This window comes from Microbacterium sp. BWR-S6Y (assembly GCF_041379845.1).
Classification (GTDB): Bacteria; Actinomycetota; Actinomycetes; order Actinomycetales; family Microbacteriaceae; genus Microbacterium; species Microbacterium hydrothermale.
Map to the genome: position 1 here is coordinate 49,479 of NZ_JBFECV010000002.1, position 16,139 is coordinate 65,617.

The window sequence follows — 16,139 nt, forward strand, 5'->3', positions numbered from 1 at the left end:
AATATTCCCATCCGTCACTTGTGCAACGCATAATGAACGCGTGAAGCTCCTTCCCGGCACCGTCGTCCCGTCTCCCTCGAGGCGCGCGCGTGTCGCGTCGACCTCACTCCTGGCCCTGGCCGTGCTCGCGTTGTCCGCGTGCGCCACCCCGTCGCCCGGTGCGGCACCGGCCGCGGCCGACTCGGCCTCGCCCACCTCGTCCGCGTCCGCGCCGAGCTCCCCGGCTCCGTCGTCCACCGCGCCGGCGACGCCCGCGCCGAGCGAGAGCGCGACGGCCGAGGCGCCGTACAACGGCGAGATCCTCGTCATCACCTCCGAGGTGAACGACGGGTCGCTCGAAGTCACGGCGATGGTGCCGGGTGTCTCCGAGTCCGGGGGCACCTGCACCCTCACGCTCGAGAAGTCGCAACGTTCGGTCTCGGTCTCCGGCACCGAGGGCAAGGAGGTCACCTACTGCGGCCTCATGTCCATCCCCGTCGCCGAGGGGGAGGACCTCGCCTTCACCGTCTCCTACGCGTCCGCCAACCTCCGGGCGCAGTCGGCCACCGCGACCGTCGAGACCGCGCCGTGATGCGGCGCTCCCGCCGCCGCAGCGTCGCGGCGGTCATCGCTTCCTGGGCGTGCGCCATCGCGCTCCTCGCCGCGGCCCCGCTCGCACTGCCGGCCACGGTTGCGCCCGCACCGTCCGCGGCGGCCGCCGACGCGTCGGACTGGAATCCGGGCAGCATCATCGACGACGCGGTCTTCTACGACGGTGCCGCGATGTCGGCGGGTGAGATCCAGAGCTTCCTCGACGGCAAGGTCCGCTCGTGCCAGTCGGGGTACACGTGCCTGAAGGATTACCGGCAGAGCACCGACAATCGTCCGGCCGACAAGTACTGCAACGGCTACTCGGGTGCGGCGAACGAGAGCGCCGCCACCATCATCGACAAGGTCGCCCGCTCCTGCGGCATCAGTCAGAAGGCCCTTCTCGTGCTCCTGCAGAAGGAGCAGGGGCTGGTCACCTCGACCGCCCCGTCCGCGTGGAATTACTCGGCGGCGACGGGTCAGGGGTGCCCCGACACCGCGCCGTGCGACGCCTCGACCCAGGGCTTCTTCTACCAGGTGTACTACGGCGCCCGTCAGTTCGAGGTCTATCGCCTGAACCCGACGTGGTGGGGCTACCAGGCCGGTCGGTGGAACAACATCCTGTACAACCCCTCCGCCAGCTGCGGAACGCAGCGCGTCTTCATCGAGAATCAGGCCACGGCGGGCCTCTACATCTACACCCCGTACGTGCCCAACCAGGCCGCGCTGCGCAACCTCTACGGCGAGGGCGACGGGTGCAGCGCGTACGGCAACCGCAACTTCTGGCGCACGTTCACCGACTGGTTCGGCTCGACCAAGGCCGGTGGCCGCCCCTTCGGCTCGGCTGACGCGATCGAGGCCTATCCCGGTGGCATCCGTGTGCGCGGATGGGCGATCGACCCCGACACGTCCGACCCGATCCAGGTCCGCGTCTCGCTGGCGGGGGCGATCACGACGCTGACCGCCGACGCAGATCGTCCCGACGTGGGGGCCGCGTATCCCGGGGCGGGGAGCAGGCACGGGTTCGACACGCGCATCCCCGTCACGACGGGCGGCAGTGGTCAGGTGTGCCTGACCGCGGTGAACACGGGTTCGGGGAGCGATGTCAGCCTGGGATGCCGTGAGATGCCGTTCTACACGGGATCACCCGTCGGGGCCATCGACTCCGTCAAAGTCTCCTCCGGGTCGGTGACGGTCGCCGGGTGGGCGCTCGACCCCGATACCGCGGCGTCGATCGCGGTGCACGCGTACGTCGACGGGGTGGGCACGGCGATCACCGCCAACCGATCGCGTCCCGACCTCGCCGGCCCGTACCCGGCTCACGGCACGGCGCACGGATTCACCGCCACGTTCACGGTGCCGCTGGATGCCAAGCAGATCTGCCTCTACGGCATCAACTCCGGGCGGGGCGAGAACACCACCCTGGGGTGTCGCAGCATCATGACGCCCGCGGCTCGTGACATCGGTCGTGCACCGATGGGGTACATCGACTCCTTCGACGTCGTCGGCACGACGGCGCGCATCACCGGATGGGCGATCGACCCCGACACGAAGAACTCCATCGCGGTCCACGTCTACGTGGGCGGCTCCGGCCGCGCGATCACGGCGAACGGCACGCGCACCGATGTGGCCGAGGTGTACCCCGCCTACGGCTCGCGCCACGGCTTCGACACCATCGTGGACCTCCCCGCCACGGCCACCAACGTCTGTCTCTATGCGATCAACACCTCGGGCGAGAACACCACGCTCGTGTGCCGGACCGTTCAGGGCGCGGACCAGAATCGCGCGCCGATCGGAGCGTTCGATTCCGCCACCGTCTCCGGCCGGACCGCCACCGTGAAGGGGTGGGCGATCGACCCCGACACCGTGCGCCCCATCGCCGTGCGGATCTCGGTCGACGGCAAGATCACAACGGTCACGGCGCAGGCGAGCCGACCCGACGTGGGCGCTGCGTACCCGGTCTACGGGGGCTCCCACGGATTCTCCAAGACTGTCGACATCCCCATCGGGCCCTCGCGCGTCTGCGTCACCGCCGTCAATTCCCGCGGGCCGAACACCGATCTCGGGTGCCGCGACATCACCACGCCCGACGAGGGCAAGACCCCGATCGGCAGCGTCGACGAGGTGAGTGTCTCCGGCACCACGGCCACGGTGCGCGGTTGGGCCATCGACCCCGACACCGCTCGGCCCATCGCCGTGCACGTCTACGTCCGCGGATCGGCGACCGTGCTCACCGCCGACCGCAGCCGGCCCGACGTCGCCAAGGTCTACCCGTTGTACGGCGCGGCCCACGGTTTCCATGCGACGTTGCAGGTGCCGGCGGGTTCGTCGCAGCTGTGCATCTACGCCATCAACACGTCGGGCGCGAACCCCCTGCTGGGATGCCGCACCGTGACCGGCGTCGCAGGCGCTCCGGTCGGCAGCCTGGATGCCGTCACGGCGTCGACGGGGGCGTTGACGGTGCGCGGATGGGCGTTCGACCCAGACGTGTCGGGACCGGTGAACGTGCGCGTGACGATCGACGGAGCGGTGCGAACGGTGAAAGCCGACCGGGACCGCGCCGACGTGGGGGCGGCCTACCCGGCGGCGGGGCCGCTCCACGGCTTCGAGCAGCGGCTCACAGCGGCGAAGGGCGGTCGCCGGGTCTGCGTGAGCGTGCTCGATGACCGTGGTGGTTACAGCGTCGAACTGGGGTGCACCTCGGTCACAGTGCGCTGACAGGGGAGCCCCCGGGACGCCGACGCGTGACCCGGGGGCTCCTCGATCGTGGCAGCGTCAGACGCGCCCGAGATAGCTGCGCAGCCGCTCGTCGGCGTCCGCGAGGGGCACGCCCGCGCTCGCCGTCGCGGTCGTGTCGAGGATGCTGTTGAACGGTCGGGGTGCGACAGGGGTGGTCGCTCCCGCGAAGTACTCGGCGGTGCTGACGCCCGACACGCGTTCGGGATCGTGACCCCCCAGCTCGAAGACGCGCCGGGCCACGTCGTACCAGGAGGTCGGCTCTCCCTGTCCGGTGACGTTGTAGACGCCGGAGGGCGATCCTGCGTCGAGGAGAGCGGCGATGGCTGCGGCGATGTCGGAGGTGAAGGTCAGACGGCCCACCTGATCATCGACCACACGCGGATCGATCCCGCGTTCCGCGAGCGAGGCCATGGTGCGCACGAAGTTGTTGCCATCGCCGATGACCCAGCTCGTGCGGACGATGTAATGGTGCGGGACGGTCGAGACCAGCGCGTCGCCCGCGGCCTTGGTCTGCCCGTAGACGCCCAGGGGTGCGGGGGCGTCGTCGTGCGCGTAGGCAGCGTCTTTCGTGCCGTCGAAGACGTAGTCGCTGGAGACGTGGACGAGCGTGATGCCGTTCGCCGTCGCGATCCGCGCCAGCGCAGCCACCGCGGTGACGTTGGCCGCCCAGGCCTCGACGCGTCCGTCCGGCGTCTCGGCCACGTCGACCTTCGTGTACGCCGCGGCGTTGATGATCGTGCCGTAGTCGCGCCAGCGGCGCGCAGCATCCAGGTCGGGGGAAGTGAGGTCGAGTTCGGCACGTGTGGCGTACTCGATCCACGGGTGGTCGCCGAACTGTTCGCGCAGCGCACGGCCGAGCTGACCATTGGCACCCGTGACGAGGATCTTCTTGGGCGGCATGGGGACCACGTCGGCCAGACGCGGGTGGTTCTGGTCCTTCGTGCTGATCTCGACGTCGTCGAGGGGGATCGGCCACGCGATCGCAGCGGTTTCATCGGCGAGGTTGAGGAAGGTGTACGTCGCGTCGGGGGACCAGTGGTCGTTGACGAGGTAGGTGTACGCCGTGTCGGGCTCGAGCGTCTGGTACGAGTTGCCGACACCCCGCGGCACGAAGATCGCGGTCGAGGGGTCGAGTTCGGCCGTGAAGACCGCGCCGAACGTCTCTCCCTCGCGCAGGTCGACCCACGCGCCGAAGATCCGACCGGTGGCCACCGACACGTATTTGTCCCACGGCTCGGCGTGGATGCCGCGCGTGGTGCCCACGGCATCGTTGAACGAGATGTTGTTCTGGACGGGTCCGAAGTCGGGCAGCCCGATCGCCGGGGCCGACATCTTCTCGCGTTGCCAGTTCTCCTTGAACCATCCGCGGGAGTCGCCGTGAACCGGTAGATCGAGCAGCAGGAGACCCGGAATAGGTGTCTCGCGGGCGTTCAGGGTCTTGCCGAAAGCGGTGGCCACCGTCACTGTCCCTTGCTGGCGTAGAACGCCTCGACGCCGTCTTTGGTGGGCGCCCACCAGGCCTCGTTGTCGCGGTACCAGTCGATCGTCGCGGCGAGGCCCGACTCGAAGGCGCCGTACGTCGGGGTCCACCCGAGTTCGGTGCGCAGCTTGGTCGAGTCGATGGCGTACCGGAGATCGTGACCGGGACGGTCGGTGACGAGGTCGTATGCGTCGGTGGGGTTCCCGGTGATCTGCAGGATCAGTTCGACGACGCTCTTGTTGTCCTTCTCGCCGTCGGCGCCGATCAGGTACGTCTCGCCGATCTCGCCCTTGTCGAGGATCGTCAGAACGGCCGAAGAGTGATCGTCGGCGTGGATCCAGTCGCGGACGTTCTCACCGGTGCCGTAGAGCTTCGGGCGAACTCCTCGCAGCACGTTGGTGATCTGACGGGGGATGAACTTCTCGACGTGCTGGTACGGCCCGTAGTTGTTCGAGCAGTTGCTGATCGTCGCGCGGACCCCGAACGAACGCACCCACGCGCGCACGAGGAGGTCGGAGCCGGCTTTGGTCGAAGAGTAGGGCGACGAGGGGTTGTACGGCGTGCTCTCGGTGAAGCGGGCCGGATCGTCCAGCTCGAGGTCGCCATAGACCTCGTCCGTGGAGATGTGGTGGAACCGCGCGTTGTGACGGCGGGCCGCCTCGAGCAGTGTGTACGTCCCGATGATGTTTGTGTCGAGGAACGGGCGGGGGTCGTGCAGCGAGTTGTCATTGTGCGACTCCGCGGCGTAGTGCACCACGGCGTCGGCCTCGCCGACGAGGGGATCGACGACGGCGGCGTCCGCGATGTCGCCGACGACCAGGCGCACGCGGTCTTCGGGGAGCCCCGCCAGCGACGCCTCGTTCCCGGCGTAGGTGAGCTTGTCCAGCACGGTCACGGTGTGGTCGGTGTGGGCGATGACGTGGTGCACGAAGTTGGATCCGATGAAACCGGCGCCACCGGTCACGAGAAGACGACTCATGCGCTCCAGATTAGCGGGGTCCCCCTGATCCTCTTCCGGGGCGGATTGGCGCGTGCAGCCGCATAGGGGAAAATGACCTCCATGCGCGGAATCATTCTTGCGGGCGGCACGGGCTCCCGACTCCACCCGATCACCCAGGGCATCTCGAAGCAGCTCGTGCCCGTCTACGACAAGCCGATGATCTACTACCCGCTGTCGACCCTGATCCTCGCCGGCATCCGGGACATCCTCATCATCACGACGCCGCAGGACTCCGAGCAGTTCCAGCGCCTGCTGGGCGACGGCTCGCGATTCGGCATCTCGCTCACCTACAAGGTGCAGCCCTCGCCCGACGGCCTCGCCCAGGCCTTCCTCCTCGGGGAGGAGCACATCGGGTCGGAGTCGGTGGCCCTCGTGCTGGGCGACAACATCTTCTACGGGCAGGGCATGGGAACCCGGCTGCGTCAGTACACCGATCTCGAGGGCGGGGTCGTGTTCGGCTATCAGGTCGCCGATCCCACCGCTTACGGCGTCGTCGAGTTCGACGCCGACGGACGGGTGGTCTCGCTCGAGGAGAAGCCCGAGCACCCCAAGAGCAGCTACGCGGTTCCGGGTCTGTACTTCTACGACAACGACGTTATCGAGATCGCCCGCAATCTCACCCCGTCTCCGCGCGGCGAGCTCGAGATCACCGACGTCAACCGCACCTATCTCGAGCAGGGACGTCTGCGCGTCGAGCTGCTCCCGCGCGGGACCGCCTGGCTCGACACGGGGACCTTCGATTCGCTCAGCGAGGCCACCGAGTTCATCCGGACGGTCGAGAAGCGTCAGGGCCTGTCCATCGGGTGCCCCGAGGAAGTGGCCTGGCGAATGGGCTTCCTCTCCGACGACGAGCTCCGCGAGCGCGCCGAACCCCTGGTCAAGAGTGGATACGGCCGCTACCTGCTGAGCGCGCTCGACAATGGTCTCGAGCGCTGACGCGGGACGACGGGTCGACCGGGCGGGGTCCGAAGCCTCCACCGTCGCGCCCGTCGACCGCGCCGTGGTCTACGGCGTCCGTTCTCGAGGGCGGGTGGAGGCGACCTCCGTGCACGCTCTCCGCGCGTTGAGGGAGGTCGCCGACACGATCGTCCTGGTGCACCCGGGGAGGATGACGCCGGAGTCGCGAACCGCTCTCGACGGGCTCGTCGACCGCATCGTCGAGACCGACGGTGACGAGTTCACCTCCGCGTCGTACGCGGCTGCCGTCGACGAGGTGCGTCGCATGCGCGCGGGCGTCACCGAGATCGTCCTCACCGGCGACTCGTGGTTCGGTCCCGTCGCCGACCTCTCACCTCTGATGGGTCGGATGTCGAGTTCGTCAGCCGACGTGTGGGACCTCCTCCCACCGGCGGCGCCGCGCGAGGCGTTCCCGGCGGAGGGGTTCCCGGCCGTCGGCGATCGTCCGTGGTTCTTCGTCGCGGTGCGCCGCGGCTTCTTCGACAGCGACGCATGGCGGCGGTGGTGGGCGGAGTCGATCCCTCCCGGAGAGCGCGAGCGGCGCCTCGTGGCGGATGCGCGGCGGGCCGGTGTGCGTCACGCCCGGGCCTTCGAAACCGAACGTCTGCACGCGGACGATCCGGGGCTCTTCGCCCCTGAGGACCTTCTGGAACTGGGCGTCCCCTTCGTCGACCGGGCCGTCTTCACGAGCTATCCGCCCTTCCTCGACCGGTTCGCCGTGATCGGGTCCGAGATCGCTGAGATGATGGGCGAGCGCGGGTATCCGCTCGGCACCCTGCGCTCGAGCCTCGCCTCGTGCCTTCCTCCGAAGGCCCTCAACGCCATCCTCGGTCTGCTGTCCGTCCTGCCCGATGAGGCAGTCGACCCTGACGCGGGAGCAGCCGCCTCGATCGCGGTGGTCGTGCATGTCAGCGACATCGACGAGATCGCGGAGATCCTCCGGCGCCTGCAATTCCTCCCCCCGGGTGCCTCCGTCTTCGTCACCACCACCGAGGGCGTCACGGCGGCTCGCCTGGAGCGGCTGCTCGAGGCGTGGGCGGGGACGAACGAGCACACCTACGAGCTGCGCGTGACCCCGCAGAGTCCCGGCCGGGACATGGCCGACTTCTTCGTCGGATGCCGTGACGTCATCCAGTCGGATGCCTACGACCTCGTGGTCAAGCTGCACATGCGTCGCGCGCCGTGGAAGACGATGAACCGGTTGCGGTACTTCCGCCGCTATCAGCTCGACAACCTCCTCAGCAGCCCCGGTTACGTCCGCAACGTGCTGTCGCTGTTCGACCGGGAGCCGGAGCTCGGCATCGTCTTCCCCCCGATGATCCACATCGGATACGCCACGATGGGCCGCGGCTGGGCACTGCTGCACCCCCACGCCGAACGGCTCGCGAAGCGGCTCGGCATCCGGGTGCCGCTCGACACCGTCTCTCCACTCGCCCCCTACGGCGGAATGTGGATCGCCCGTCCCGCGGCGTTCCGCGTGATGATGCAGCGGCGGTGGACCTTCGCCGACTACGACTGGAAGTACCAGCGCCGTTTCGGGCACCTCGCCCATCTGCAGGAACGCCTCATCAGCGCGGCGGCGGGGCAAGCGGGTTTCTCCAGCCGGACCGTGATGAACTTCGCCCACACGGAGATCGGGCACACCGCTCTCGAGTACAAGGTCGATCAGATGTTCTCCACCACCCGCGGGTGGCCGGTCGAGCAAATCGGGCTGCTGCATCGCGCCGGATACACCGGGTACGGCGGCACCGTCGCGCTGGTCCGGATGTTCATGCGCATCAACCACCCCCGCGTGGCCGACGTGTTCCGTCCCGTCTACCACCTCGCACTGCGCGGGCACCGCGTCCTGTCGGCAGGACGTCGGGTGGCATCGCGCCTGCGCAGTGAACGCGGCGAGAAAGAACGAGAGGCCTCATCGTGAAGACCGCGGAGCTCATCGGCGACTGGACGCGACCGGCCGACACCTTCCCCGACGGCGGCAAGCGCCTGCTCGTCTACGTCGTCTACGACCGACGCGGCGAGGTGGGCGATTTCGTCGTCTACGCGCTGGAACGCATGCGGGAGTTCTGCGACACGATCGTGGTCGTCTCCAACGGCCCGCTGACGACCGGTGGACGTGAGCGCCTGGAGGCGCTGGGGGACATGGTGCTCGAGCGCCCCAACGAGGGCTACGACATCTGGGGCTACAAGCACGGCCTGGACGCGATGCAGGACCGCCTCGAGGAGTTCGACGAGCTTCTGCTCGTCAACGACACCTGGTTCGGGCCCATTCGGCCCTTCGCGCCGCTGTTCGAGCGCATGAACGGGCGCCCTCTGCATTTCTGGGGCATGACCGATCACCTGCGCGTGGAACCGCACCCCTTCACCCAAGAGGGGTACCTGCCCTACCACCTCCAGTCGTACTGGGTCGCCGTGCGCCGGCAGATGTTCCTCTCGCCCGAGTGGACGGCGTACTGGCGCGACCTGCCCGAGATGACGTCGTACTCCGACGCCGTGACCAAGCACGAGGGCGTTTTCACCGAGCACTTCACGCAGCAGGGCTTCTCCGGCGAGGTCGCCTTCCCGACCCTGACCGACAAGATCGAGAACCACGCCGTGCTGTACGCCGAGCAGCTGATCGAGGCGGGGTGCCCGACGCTCAAGCGGCGGCCGTTCTTCCAGTGGCCGGTCTTCCTCGACCGTGTCGCCGTGGTCGGCAAGTGGACCCTGGAGGCGGCCGAACGCAGCGGTTACCCGGTGGAGCTCATCTTCGACGACCTCGCGCGCAATGTGGAACCACGTGTGCTGAACGCGGACGCCGCATTGCTGCGCGTCCTCTCGCCGACCGACGACGACTACGACCCGGCGGCACCGCTGCGGACGGCGGTCTTCGCGCACATCTTCTACGTCGAGATGACGGACGAGATCGTGGATCGCGCGGGGTACCTTCCCGGCGCGACCGATCTCATCGTGACCACGCCGGATGCCGAACGCGCACGCGCCATCGAGGACATCATCGCCGCCCGCAACCTGCCGGGCCGGGTGGAGGTGCGGGTCGTGGCGTCGAACAACGGTCGCGACCAGGCTGCGTTCCTGATCGGATGCCGCGACATCCTGCTGTCGGACGAATACGACCTCGTCGTCAAGATCCACTCGAAGAAGACACCGCAGGACGGGGCGAATGTCGGTCGGCATTTCCGCCGGCAGCAGTTCGAGAACCTGCTCCACGGTCCGCATGAGGCGGCCAACGTGGTCGCACTGTTCCAGCAGCAGCCCGGACTCGGGCTCGCCTTCCCGCCGACAGTCCACCTCGGTCACCCCACGATGGGCCACGCATGGTGGGCGAATCGCCCGGGCGTGGAGAAGCTGTGCCGTGAACTCGGCATCCGGGTTCCCCTCGACGAGGTCTCGCCGCTCGCTCCCTTCGGGTCGATGTTCTTCGCACGGCCGCAGGCGCTGCGTCTTCTCGTGGAACGGGAGTGGACGTACGACGAGTTCGGGGGAGCGGAAGCATACGTCGACGGCGGTCTCGCACACGTCCTGGAGCGCATGCCGGTGTACGCGGCGGGGGAGCTCGGTTTCCACTCCATGACCATCGCGACGCCCGCCTACCTGGCCAAGAGCTACACGGCCTTCGACTACAACCTCGACCAGATGTCGGCCACCATGCCGGAGGACACCCAGCATCAGATCGAGTTTCTTCGTCGCGCGGGATACATCGGGTGGGGCCGCTTCCGCGATTTCGTCGACATGTGGGTGCGATTGCACCGCCCGGATTCCGCGGCGCGGATCGATCGGCTGTTCGCCCGCAGCGAGGGCGTACGCGGTCGTCTGTGGCGCGCACGTCAGCGGTTGCGTCGTCGCTGAGTTCAGACGTCCCGCAGGAACAGCCCACTAGAATCGGACCCCATGCCTAGTCCTTCACCCTCCGGGGATAACGCGCGCTTCGCTCGGCTCGCGGAGATGCCGATGCGTACGGTCGGCGTCACCCCCGGACTCGGGTTCGCTTCGTTGTGGACGACGCTCCGCGACATCTTCGCCCGCCGGGAGATGCTCGATCTCCTCGTCAAGCGCGACATCAAGGCGCGCTATAAGGACTCGGCTCTCGGTTTCATCTGGGCGCTCATCCGCCCGCTCATCCTTCTCGGCATCTATTTCGTCGTTCTCGGGCAGTTCCTGGGCGCGGCGCGTGGCATCCCGGACTTCGCGATCTTCATCTTCACCGGCCTGACCGCCATGAGCCTCTTCCAGGAGATCGCGGTCGGCGGCACGGGATCCATCATCGCCAACGGCGGTGTGGTGAAGAAGGTCTACATGCCCCGGGAGATCTTCCCGCTCGCCGCGACGGGGTCCGCCCTGTTCAACTTCATGATCCAGTTGGGCGTGCTCCTTGCGGCGACCGTGATCGCGGGCAAACCGCCGCTGCACTGGCAGATCGTCTACGCGGTCCCGTCGCTTCTGCTGATCCTCGTGTACGGCCTGGCTTTCGCGTTGTTCTTCGCCGCCGTGAACGTCTACCTGCGCGACGTGCAATACCTCGTCGAGGTCGTCACGATGCTGCTGATGTGGCTCTCGCCGGTGCTCTACGCCTGGCACCTCGCGAAGCAGATCATCACCAGCCCCACGTTGCTCGAGGTCTACACGAACAACCCCCTCACCCTCGCCGTGCTGGGCTTCCAGCGGGCCTTCTGGCTCGGAGGCGACGGCCTGGAGGGGCCCGCGCACCTCGTGCTGCGCATGGCGGTCGCTCTGCTCATCGGTCTCGTCCTTCTCGTTCTGAGCCACCGGGTCTTCGTACGCCTGCAGGGCAACTTCGCCCAGGAACTGTGATCGATATGTCGTTCGACGTGAATGTCCCCGCGGTGCGCCCCGAGGTCGTGGTGCTCACCGACGTGTCCAAGCGCTTCGTGGTGCGTCGCGACACCTCCATCAAGGAGCGCATCGTGACGCTCGGTCGCGCCGGGCGTCGGCACCGCCAGAACTTCTGGGCGCTGAGCGACGTCAGCCTCGACATCCGCGCCGGCAACACCATCGGACTGATCGGGCACAACGGCTCCGGGAAGAGCACGCTGCTCAAGGTGATCGGCGGCATCATCCAGCCCACCTCCGGCGATGTCCGCCAGCGCGGACGCGTGGCCGCTCTCATCGAGCTGGGCGCGGGGTTCCACCCCGACCTCACCGGCCGCGAGAACGTCTACCTCAACGCCTCGGTGCTCGGCCTGAGCCGCGAGGAGACGCGCGCGAGCTTCGACGACATCCTCGACTTCTCCGGCGTCGGGGACTTCATCGACACCCAGGTCAAGTTCTACTCCTCGGGCATGTTCGTGCGCCTCGCCTTCGCGATCGCGGTGCACACCGACCCCGACATCCTCCTCGTCGACGAGGTGCTCGCGGTCGGCGACGAGCAGTTCCAGCGCAAGTGCCTCGACAAGATCAAGGAGTTCCAGCGCCAGGGACGCACGATCATCATCGTCTCTCACGCACTCGACCAGATCGAGGAGCTCTGCGACCGCGTCATCCTCATGGACAAGGGGCGCGTCGCGTTCGACGGACTGGCGGAGGCCGCCGTCGAGCGGTTCCGCGAGTTGCTCGAGGAGGGCTCGGGCAAGGTCTCGGCCCGTCCGGATCAGATCACGCGCGCCGCGGAGATCGTCTCAGTCGACGTGCGAGCCGCCGATGGGCGACGCTCGAACGACTTCCAGACCGGCGAGTCGTTCCGCGTCGCGATCGCCGTCCGCGGACTCCGCCCCCTCGACGAGTGGGCGCTGGGCTTCAGCATCGACACGTCGTCGGGTGTGCTCGCCCTCGCGTCGAACACGAGCATGCTGGGGGCTTCGGTACCGCCCCTGCGCGAGGGGGAGACCGTGACGATCGAGATCGACGTCGACGGTGCGCGCTTCAATCCCGGAAGCTACTGGATCAATGCCAACCTGCACGGCATCAGCGAGTCCACCTCGCACGCGCTCATGCAGGGCGCGGAATTCACGGTGCACGGGCGATCCGACTCGCTGGGCTCGGTCCCGGCCGAGGTGCGCTTCCGCTGAGCGCTTCCGCTGACGGCTGACGCGGACCCGTCCGCCCGCGACGGCGGCGGAGATGCGGGCTCCCGCTCCGGCCCCGTGCGTGGACCCCGCCGCCCCGCCCCAGACGTCGGGCCCGCTCGCCCGCCGCCGCGTCAGCGCCGCCGCAGCGCCGCCTCCAGCAGCGTCCGCGCTCGGGCGTCGAACGAGTGCTCCGCGCGGATGCGCGCCGACGCGGCATCCGCCCGGGCGCGATCGGGGAAGACCGCGTCGAGGTCGCCCGAGAGCAGGTCGATGAGTTCGGGCACGGTGTCCCACGTGCGCACGACCCCGCCGAAGAGCTCGTCGATCCCCTCGACGCGGTCGCTGATCGCGCGGCCGCCGGCGGCGACGACGTCGAACAGACGGTTGCCGATGAATCCGCGCTCCTGCATAGCGGGCCAATGGTCGTTCAACACCACGCCTGCGCTCTCGTAGAGGGCCGGGAGCTCGTCGTTGCGCACCCCGGTGGCGGCGATGCGCTCGGCGGGGATCCATCCGCGCCAGTCCGGCCCGATCACCGTCACCGGGACACCCGCGCGGATCGGCTCGACGACGGAGGGACGGAGGATGCCGCGCGCGGTGCCGACGAAGAGGATGTCACGGCCGCGTGCGCGCCCCGCGGGGAAGAAGCGGGTCGCGTCCGTGCACTGCAGCAGGGGGGTGATCGCGACGCCGAGGGCGCGACCGGTCGACCGCGCCCACGGCGCCGATGCGGCGAAGACCTCGTCGAAGCCGGCCACGTCGGAGGCTCCGATCTCGTCGGGATGGCTGATGATCCACAGCAGGGAGGTCCCGACCTCGGAGGCCTCGAGCGGCTCGGGTCCGCGCAGGGCGACCGTGACGTCGTCGAGGTGGCGTGTGGGGCGCTCGCGGGCGGGGTAGGAGTCGATGACGACCTCCTGCCCCAGGCGCCGGAGGGCCGCCGCGAGGGCGCGGGCGAAGTGCGTGTCGCCCCATCCCTCGGCGCGTGGACCGACGGGGGCGGCCGTACGCAGCGCCCACCGCAGGACGGGGACGCGCTCGCCGTCGGACAGGTCGACCTCTCGCTGCGGGCGGCGCACCCGCGGCAGGGGGCCGTCGGCGACGCGCTCCCAGCCCGCCCTGCTCAGCAGGTCGTCGCCGCCGGAGAGGGTCGGGGGCAGATCCGCCGGTGCGGCGATCGACCGCGTACGGGTCTCGACGTCGAGCGCGACGACCGCCGGCCCGTCGAGGTGCGCGGCGGCGTCGGCACCGCGGAGGGCAGTGGTGATGCGCGAGCGGCGGGCGGCGAACGTCGTCCCCGCCAACGCCGGAACCTCCAGATCGGTCGCTGACCCGAAGGCGCCGAGGTCTTCGATCGGGTGCCCCGCGAGGAACCGGCCGTCCGCGACCGCGCCGGCCGCGGCGATCGTGCCGTCGCCGTCCCTCCACACGGGACCGACCACCGCATCGGCGGGCAGCGTGTCGACGCGCTCGGCGAGGCGCGCGGCGTCGGTCGCGGTGAGGGTCTGATTGGGGCCGCGTACGACGACGATCTCGGCACGCGAGCCGGCGAGCAGCTCGTCGAGGGCCGCGCTCGCGTCGTCGTGACGTCGTCGAGCGACGCGCACGCGCGGGTGCCCCGCCGCGAGCACGGAGGCCAGCATCCAGTCTTCGACTCGGTCGTCGAGCACGGCGATCGCGACGCCCTGATCGGGGGCGTCCGCGAAGGCCACCGCCTCGGCGAAGGACTCGTCGAAGTCCCACTCCTCCGGCCCCACCGCGAGGATCAGCTCGCGCGCGAGGGGTTCGGCCGCGGGTCCGGGGGCGACCTCGCCGCCGCGTCGGGCGCGGTCGGCGGCGTCGACGATCACGCGCGAGAGCACCGGCCAGGGGGCCGCGGCGGGTTCCGACCTCGGACCGAGGGGGAGGGAGTCCGTCTCGCGACGACGCCACGCGTGGCCGAGGGGGCCGCCGGGGGCCTCCCACGCGTCGGGGTGCGCCGTGCCGTAGGCGACGGCATCCCACAGCGGGCTCACCTGCAACCCGCGCGGATCAGCGACGAGATAGGCGTACAGCGCGGGAACGCGCCACGCCTCGGGGAGGTGGTCGCCGACGGCGGTGTCGACGAAGAGCGGCGATAGGCGAAGGCCCTCGCGGAAGCCGCCGTCGACGTATCGTCGGACGGCCGCGGCCTCGCTGATCGGACGCCCGACCTGGGCGCGCACGTAATCGAGGTCGACGACCCCGGCCCGACGGATGACGCGCGCCCACCACAGGCGATCCACCCGGGCGACGAGGGGGCGGAGCAGCGGCAGGTCGCGCGCGGCGCGCACGCGCGAGCGGAGGGCGGTCAGCACTCTTCGAGTGTAGGCAGGGCGTCCGCGCTATCCGGACGGGAGGGGGATGCCGTCACGACCGCGACGCGGGACGTTCGGCCCAGTACCGGTCGCCACGCATGCGCATCGATTCGCGCAGGCCGATCGTACGGTCGACCGCGTCGAGCGGCAGGACCGCGCGGGGCGCGTCGGCGCCGCGGCGCCACCCCTCCCACCGTCCCCGCAGCGAGAGCATGTCGCGGCGGAGGACGAGCCGTGCACCGCTGACCACGATCTCGACCGCGAGGGCCCGAAGCGCGCGGCGGGAGCGCAGGATGCCGTACTTGCGCAGCAGGTAGCCCCGCGCGAAGCCCGACAGTCGTCGCTGACGCGCCGACTCGCGACCGGCGCTCGCCCCGCCCAGGTGCGTACCGAGCGCTCCCTCGATCGCGATGCACCCCCACCCGGCGGCGCGCAGGCGGAAGGCCAGGTCGAGCTCCTCGCCGTACATGAAGATGTTCGTGTCGAACAGGCCGACCTCGTCGAGGGCGCTGCGAACGTACACGGCGACGGCGCCGTAGGGGCCGAGCACCGGGGGGTCGACGGGGTCGGCCGCCGCGAGGGCGGCGCCGTGGAACCGGACGAACCCGGCGCCGGTGACGTCGGCGACGATGCCGTAGGAGTCGACGGTGCCGTCGGGGGCGAGGAGCAGAGTGGCCCCGCTGCCGATCCGGCGTGCGTCGCGAGCGTCGGGCATCGCGGCGAGCACCCGCTCCACGGCATCCGCCTCGAGCACGACGTCGCTGTTGACGAGCATCACCAGACGGCCCGTGCCGGCCGACAGGCCCACGTTGCAGGCCCGGGCGAAGCCGAGGTTGCGCTCGTTGCGCAGCAGCGTCACGTCGGGGAACTCCGCCGCGACCCGATCGGCCGTGTCGTCGGGGGAGTGGTCGTCGACCACGATCACCCGCGCGGGAACGTTCTGGCGCGTCGCGGCGCGCAGGCACTCCCGTACGAAGTCCCAGCCGCCGTAGACGGGGATGACGAGGTCGACCTCGGGTGCATCGGTCATGGCGTAG

Annotated in this window: 11 protein-coding genes; 7 read left to right on the forward strand and 4 right to left on the reverse strand. The window is 69.6% G+C overall.

All coding sequences use genetic code 11. From position 1 onward, the window contains the following. The first annotated feature begins 40 nt into the window (after window positions 1–40). Together AB1K56_RS04095 and AB1K56_RS04100 are read left to right on the forward strand one after the other, a co-directional pair. Entirely contained in the window at window positions 41–571 is a 531-nt protein-coding gene (locus AB1K56_RS04095) for a hypothetical protein (RefSeq protein ID WP_371204687.1), read from the forward strand. Beyond that, window positions 571–3,285, forward strand: a complete 2,715-nt coding sequence (locus AB1K56_RS04100) for a hypothetical protein (RefSeq protein WP_371204688.1) — start codon at window positions 571–573, stop codon at window positions 3,283–3,285. The genes AB1K56_RS04095 and AB1K56_RS04100 overlap by 1 nt, the downstream gene beginning before the upstream one ends. Window positions 3,286–3,342: 57 nt before the next feature. On the opposite strand, the gene rfbD is transcribed toward AB1K56_RS04100, so the two are convergent. Beyond that, window positions 3,343–4,764, reverse strand: coding sequence for a dTDP-4-dehydrorhamnose reductase (gene rfbD, locus AB1K56_RS04105; RefSeq protein WP_371204689.1), 1,422 nt, complete (start codon window positions 4,762–4,764; stop codon window positions 3,343–3,345). Window positions 4,765–4,766: 2 nt separating this feature from the next. Next, complete coding sequence (gene rfbB, locus AB1K56_RS04110) at window positions 4,767–5,765, reverse strand: dTDP-glucose 4,6-dehydratase (RefSeq protein WP_371204690.1); 999 nt, start codon at window positions 5,763–5,765, stop codon at window positions 4,767–4,769. An 81-nt stretch (window positions 5,766–5,846) separates the two neighbouring features. Between rfbB and rfbA the strand changes: the two genes are divergently transcribed. The 5 genes from rfbA (at window position 5,847) to AB1K56_RS04135 (ending at window position 12,766) form a co-directional block, all read left to right on the forward strand. After that, the gene (gene rfbA, locus AB1K56_RS04115; protein ID WP_371204691.1) at window positions 5,847–6,722 is read left to right on the forward strand and encodes a glucose-1-phosphate thymidylyltransferase RfbA; all 876 of its coding nucleotides are present in this window, start codon (window positions 5,847–5,849) and stop codon (window positions 6,720–6,722) included. Further along, window positions 6,706–8,664: a rhamnan synthesis F family protein gene (locus tag AB1K56_RS04120; RefSeq protein ID WP_371204692.1), complete on the forward strand. Its 1,959-nt coding sequence runs from the start codon at window positions 6,706–6,708 to the stop codon at window positions 8,662–8,664. Before rfbA ends, AB1K56_RS04120 begins: the two co-directional genes overlap by 17 nt. Further along, window positions 8,661–10,589 carry a rhamnan synthesis F family protein gene (locus tag AB1K56_RS04125; protein WP_371204693.1) on the forward strand — a complete coding sequence of 643 codons (1,929 nt, stop codon included), beginning with the start codon at window positions 8,661–8,663 and terminating at the stop codon, window positions 10,587–10,589. The genes AB1K56_RS04120 and AB1K56_RS04125 overlap by 4 nt, the downstream gene beginning before the upstream one ends. A 96-nt stretch (window positions 10,590–10,685) precedes the next feature. Beyond that, complete coding sequence (locus tag AB1K56_RS04130; RefSeq protein ID WP_371204694.1) at window positions 10,686–11,552, forward strand: ABC transporter permease; 867 nt, start codon at window positions 10,686–10,688, stop codon at window positions 11,550–11,552. Window positions 11,553–11,557: 5 nt separating this feature from the next. Next, entirely contained in the window at window positions 11,558–12,766 is a 1,209-nt protein-coding gene (locus AB1K56_RS04135) for an ABC transporter ATP-binding protein (RefSeq protein WP_371204695.1), read from the forward strand. 131 nt (window positions 12,767–12,897) lie between these two features. Here the strand turns inward: AB1K56_RS04135 and AB1K56_RS04140 are convergent, their stop codons facing one another. Next, entirely contained in the window at window positions 12,898–15,102 is a 2,205-nt protein-coding gene (locus AB1K56_RS04140) for a glycosyltransferase (protein ID WP_371204696.1), read from the reverse strand. A 52-nt stretch (window positions 15,103–15,154) separates the two neighbouring features. Further along, on the reverse strand, window positions 15,155–16,132 hold the full coding sequence (locus tag AB1K56_RS04145) for a glycosyltransferase family 2 protein (RefSeq protein ID WP_371204697.1): 978 nt from the start codon (window positions 16,130–16,132) through the stop codon (window positions 15,155–15,157). Between the last annotated feature and the right edge of the window lie 7 nt (window positions 16,133–16,139).